General features: G+C 44.7%; 1 protein-coding gene. It reads left to right on the top strand.

The genetic code is table 11. The annotated features are described in order from the left end of the window. Positions 1 to 1,054 (top strand): proprotein convertase P-domain-containing protein (locus KIV40_RS34155; RefSeq protein WP_285353879.1); only part of this gene is annotated, 1,054 nt, incomplete at both ends.

Here is a 1,054-nt window from a genome sequence, read left to right as displayed (position 1 = left end):
AAAGGTGTGAGCGAGAAACAAGATGCAATGTCTGCGGGTCTCAATACTCGTAGTTTGTGGAATCAGCGCGCGCGCTACTTTGAACGAGCAGAATACCCTGCCCACGTGAGTGTAGGAGGAGAGCTAGGTGACGAACTTTGGTCAACTCCGCTTTTCCAAGCTTTAAAAGCTGCTATAGAGCGTTATGGTGATGGCACAGATAGCGTTTTTCGTGAGTTCGACGCCATTGTTGTTGAAGGGCTTTATGGTGTCGGTCGTGGCGTAAAAATGCACGATCTCGCTGAGTCGACGGTATTTGCTGCTAACGCACTGTTTCCAGACAAAGAGTATGCTCAATTTCTTACTGATAGCTTCAATCAACATAACTTATTGAAGCCTCCTTTTGTGGTTCGCCACGATAATCGCTATATCGGTGAAGGCGATGATGTAACTGTTCATTTGGCACAAAATGGTCGCCAAGCGACAGTGAAAGGTCAATGGCGACTGAATAGTGAGTCGGTTTTCGACATTGATCAAACGTTGTCTGATTCATCAAGTATGAGCGTTTCATTGCCTTCTAACTTGGCTTGTGGTGTGCAATTCGATTCTGAACTCTCACTAGACTATCAATTTGGTCAAGATCTCCAAACACACCAATGGCTAAATAGTTCGAAACTGGTAAATGGCCTACCTAAGTTAGGCACCTTGCCAACCACTACAAACTCGACACTTCCCGATACCGTGATTGATGATCTCGGACGTACAACTTATGGCGACAAAATCTTCATTCAAAACTTGTCTGACAAAGAATTAACGATTGATGACACCTTTGCAGTCTATTTGAATATCGAGCATGCCTCGCTTGAAGATCTGCATGTCAAATTGGTTTCTCCTCAAGGCAAGTCGGTGGTGCTACTTAACCACCAATCAAGCAGCAGTAATGGTTTTAAAGGTTATTTCACAGCTCAGTATGACGACGAGTTAAAAGAACTTGTTGGTGAACCGAGCTGGGGAACTTGGCGCCTTGAAGTTTCTGATCGTGTTTCAGGAAATTCTGGGGTCTTGAAAGAGTGGG

It is taken from the genome of Vibrio sp. D173a (assembly GCF_030248475.1).
The sequence above is the reverse complement of the archived record's forward strand: the minus strand, read 5'-3'. Positions and strand labels throughout refer to the sequence as shown.